The sequence below is a fragment of the Mesorhizobium sp. M1A.F.Ca.IN.020.06.1.1 genome (assembly GCF_004023265.1).
Classification (GTDB): domain Bacteria; phylum Pseudomonadota; class Alphaproteobacteria; order Rhizobiales; family Rhizobiaceae; genus Mesorhizobium.
In genome coordinates this window covers 1-4,340 of the sequence record NZ_RZSR01000499.1, presented here as the reverse complement: position 1 = coordinate 4,340, position 4,340 = coordinate 1, and the positions used below count along the sequence as shown (strand labels likewise).

General features: G+C 63.9%; 3 protein-coding genes and 1 pseudogene. All 4 read right to left on the bottom strand.

Features of this window, described 5'->3' with window-relative positions:
• On the bottom strand, positions 1-694 hold a 694-nt coding region (locus tag EOA60_RS20740), incomplete at its 3' end, for a glycosyltransferase (RefSeq protein WP_164899431.1).
• A 292-nt stretch (positions 695-986) separates the two neighbouring features.
• Complete coding sequence (locus tag EOA60_RS20735) at positions 987-2,573, bottom strand: tlde1 domain-containing protein (protein ID WP_245479192.1); 1,587 nt, start codon at positions 2,571-2,573, stop codon at positions 987-989.
• Positions 2,574-3,079: 506 nt separating this feature from the next.
• Entirely contained in the window at positions 3,080-3,328 is a 249-nt protein-coding gene (locus tag EOA60_RS38280) for a hypothetical protein (RefSeq protein WP_179293627.1), read from the bottom strand.
• 291 nt (positions 3,329-3,619) lie between these two features.
• A pseudogene (locus tag EOA60_RS20725) lies at positions 3,620-4,083 on the bottom strand (DUF2231 domain-containing protein).
• Positions 4,084-4,340: the final 257 nt, after the last annotated feature.

Here is a 4,340-nt window from a genome sequence, read left to right as displayed (position 1 = left end):
GGATCCAGGCGCCGGTCTGCCTGGCATCGGTCAGGTCCGAGGGCAGCCACGGCCCGAGCGCTGGGTCGCAGGCGAGCAGGACCGGATCGCCGTAGACGTAATCGCGGACATTTTCCACCGCAGGCAATCCGAGCGACGCGCGCCAGCTGTTGATCGCTTGGCCGAACAGCGCGTTCTTGGTCGCGATATCCGTCTCCCACAGCAGCCGGTTGTCGGTCACCCCGGCTGGAAGCGGATGTCCCGGATATTCATGCGGCCGGTTGTGCGCCGACGGCAGCCATATCGGACAGAAGGTGGCAAGGATGTAGCGCATGTGCCGCTGCCCGGCGACCAGCCGCGCGGCGGCACAGGACGGAAACAGGCCGCAGGCCACCACGGCATCGCAGCCTTCGGCGGCCGCCATGAGCGTATCATATTGCCTGGCGAGGATCTCGGCCGCCTGGCCGGAGATGAGCGCGGCCACGTCCTTCGGCGATTCCGATGCCCTGCGCCGCGTCATCTCCTTTACCCATTCGCGCACCGGTGCGAAGGCCGGCACCAGCTCCACACCGGCACGGGCGCACAGCGCTGCAAATTCTTCATCGCCGGGGACACTCACCCGCACCTCGGCGCCGAGCGCCTGCAGTCGCTCGCCCAGCGCCACCACCGGCTCGACATCGCCGCGCGAACCGTAAGTCGACAGTAAAATCCGCATGCAAACTCCCTTTCCTAAACTGAGGTCAAGGGCAGCGTACATACGGCATTGCCGGGGGCTTGCCGCAAGCCCGGGCTGCGCTATATATGCTTTCTGGGAGAGGGAGTTCTCCCTTTCCTCATCCGCAATTCGATGGAACCGGTCACTGCCGCTGTTGCAAGAGACGTGGCGAAGACATCAAGCGCGTGCGTCGACCGCGCCGCGCGTCAACGGCGGTAAGGACCGCAAACCGTCACGAAATCAAAGGCAGCCTACCGGCAACAAGCTGCTGCCGGCATAGTGGCGGGCGGGGTCAGCCCTGGCGGCCTTCCTGGGCGACCTGGGTGGGCGACCCGTTCAGGCGCGGCACAACGACCAGGCGCTTGATCTTCCCCTTCTTGAAGGCAGAGAGGAAGCGGCCATAATCCTTGAAGGCCACGCAGCCGCTGGATTGGGCTGGGGCGCCGCGCAGCAGATAGGTATGGGCGAGCAGACCGTTGCGGTTATATTTGTTCCTGCCGCTGGTCGGCGTCAGCCGGATGGCCTCGACGCCATGGAAGCGCGATTCACGCAGCGACAGATTGTAGGTGTCGGGCGGCGTCGGGCCGGAATTCTTGCGGTTGGCGAAGCGCGGCTGGTCGGCCATGGCGCCCTTCCCCGAATGCGCCTCCAGCTTGGAGCCATCGGGCATGTAGACCGTCGCCGTCGAGATGTCATAGACGGCGACGCCATTGCCCGTCGAAGGACTGTTGAACAGACCCCTAAAGGCGTTGCCGAGACCGCCGCGCTCGGGCGTGTCCGGCTTGGCGTAGGCGAGCATCTCGGAGGCTTGCGCCTTGCTGCGCTTGGCCGGCGCGGCCTCAATCGGCTTCGCACCCTGCACACCCGGAAGCGCCTGGTCGGAGCTCCTCAGCGAGCGCGGCGTCTGCGCACCTTCGGCGGAGTCGACAACGGTCGGCTGCGGCTTGGCCGGCTGCGGTTTGGCCGACTCCGGTTTTGCAATTTGGGGCCTTGCCGCCTGGCTTGCCTGCGGCTTGGCCGGTTCCGGCTTCCTCGCGGCATTCTGTTCAGGCGCTTCCGTCGCGCGCCCGAGGGCGGTGCGCGGCCTCAAACCAGGCACGGCGATGCTGTCGGGCAAATCATCCTGCGGCGGCAGCGAAGCGACCTGCACTTCAGCTTGTCCGTCGTCGCCGGAAGCGCCGGCCGTCATCTCAGGCGCGTCGCCGCTGGCGAGCGCGACGGCGCTCGGCACGTCGACCGTCTCTTCGGGCATGACATTGGCAAGCGCCAGCGCCAGTTCGGACGCGCGCTGAACGTCGACCTGATTTCCGCCAAAGCGTGACTCGGCCGGGCCGCTCAAGGTCAGCCCACTCCGGCCCGAACCGTTATCGGCCGCGCCGCCGAAGCGGCTTGCCGACGGCAAGCTCGCCAGCAGGACCGGAGCGTTCTCGGCGCGCCGGAAGGCATCGGCCAGTTTCTGCGGCGAAAGCCCGGCGCGCTTGATGACGCTGTCGAAACGGTCGGCGACGTCCGCGGCGGAAGCCGCGACAACCTTCTCATGCGATACGCTATCCGGTGCCGGTTTCAGCCGCGCGGCCTTGCCGTCATGCACCAAGCTGGAGGGGTTTGGCGTGGAGCTCGCAAAGCTGGCTGCGAGACTGAGGCAGCCGGCATCGCAGCCGCGGGTGAGCGAGCCCGTCTTGTGCGCGCCGTTCGCGGCAAGGCGCGGCGCCCAGGCGTTCGCGACCTTGCGGCGCTGGTCGCCAAGCACGATGCTGCGCGGCGCAAGCATGCTCTGCGGCAATCCGTTGGAGGCGGCGGTGAGCGAGGTACTCACGGAATAGAGGCCGGCCATGGTCGCGACCGACCACAGGGCCAGAGCAGCGCCGACAGCAGGCACTACAACCCAACGATGACCACCAGATTTCTTCGAAGTTACCCCCTCTTCAGGAGCGTCACCCCGGTTCTTCAAACGCAAAAACGCCATACGACCACTCTCAATCGGCATGCCGGTTTGCGGACCTGGCACCCGTCACGATCACAGCTCGCCTGGTGCCCCCTGCACCTTCACGCGTCTGTTGCCGATTGATTCAAAAGATGGACAAAGATGGTTAACCAATCCCTCCACCAATCGCCATTGTGGCGACGGTCCATACGAAAAAAGAGCCCTCCATGGTCTCCGCCACGGTAAAAATGCTCTCCCTCAGCTGCTTTGCTGCCCGTTTTTGCGGGCCGAGTCAAGCAAGCGCGAAGGTTCTACCCTTTCGGGCGATCGCCAGCTAAGAACGGATTGAGGTTAAAAAACGGCAGGAACAGCCTGGCGCGACCAGCTGCGGCATCTCTTCCAGGGCGGCAGATCGCAACGTCAACCCGATGCGGGAAGACAGCCTTCGCCGCGCCAGACAATCAAGGACGGAGCTGTCGAGCCGGATTGCGTCGCGACGGTGCGGTGCGGCGCTCCGCAAGCGATTGCAACAACTCCGCTTCGGCGCTGAAGCCGTTTTGGAAGGCTTCGAGCACGTCGGAGGCAAGCTGTTCTCTTTGGTCCCCGTCTTTTAACGCCAGACGGCGATCGTTGCACAACTGATCGAATACTTTCTGGAGGAGCTCCAGCTCGACTGGCGTGAATATTCCGCTGTGTTTGGTGAAAGCCATGACGCCTCCCTGCCCCTTACATGGGCGAAAGCGCGATCTACTCTTTCAAGCGTCCGTGCGCCTCGTCTGGGTGCGGACGACAAGGCATCCTACACCTTTCCGGCCGGCCTATCGATTCCGTCGTAGTCGTAGATCGGACTGTTCAAGCTGAACCCGCTTCCGTCGGCCAACGTCGCGGGGCGCCTTGGAGTTGTTCAACTTTTGAATCGCTTGCCCAATCCGACTGATTGTTCTTACACAGCTTCCAGCGAAATCCTGGAGCTGCTTCAATCACCGGAAAAGCGGGCGCATTCAGCGCATTTGGTCCGGATCGTCGGCAACGCCGACGTGATGCCGATAGACCATTCCCCAACCCTTCCAGCCGGTGAACAGAAGGATGAGGACAACGATCAGCGACAGGACAAGGCCAACCGGCACTACGGCTGCCTCCGCGTTGGCATATCGCGAGTACCAGTTGTAAGTTCGATGAGAACGACGACCACGTTGCCGCCGGCGTGAAACCATGCGTCCTGGAGATTGCGGATCTGGGTGTCGCCGAGGACATCGGTCAAACCGGCAAGAGCCGCCAGCACGGCCATGGTCAGACCTGCCCCCAGCAGCCAGAGCGTAGCGGTGACCCAGCCCGGATTGCCGGTTCGCCAGAAGAAAAGGTCGCAAACGAAGGTCGCGACGAAGAAGGCGATCGGGAACGGTATCAGCATTGCATGAACAGGGTGGCCGGCAATGCTTGCCGTGCTGTGCGGATTGCGAGGGATCGTGTGCTGGACCATCGTAGGGCCTCCTCGAGGCGTGGCGAGCGCCGCCCTCAGGCCACATCACAACGCATCAGGGGCTCGGCGGCAGAAAGCCGGATATATGCAAACTCCGGTTGAGCCGGAATGTTCCATAACCCGACTGCGCTGCGCGGGACGGAATTCACGCCCCGCTAGAGGCGCGTATGCCAGTGTGTGGCTCGACTCGAAAGCGAGCTGAACGATAGTGTGCTCTTGTCGCGCGTGATCCAATGCCACGC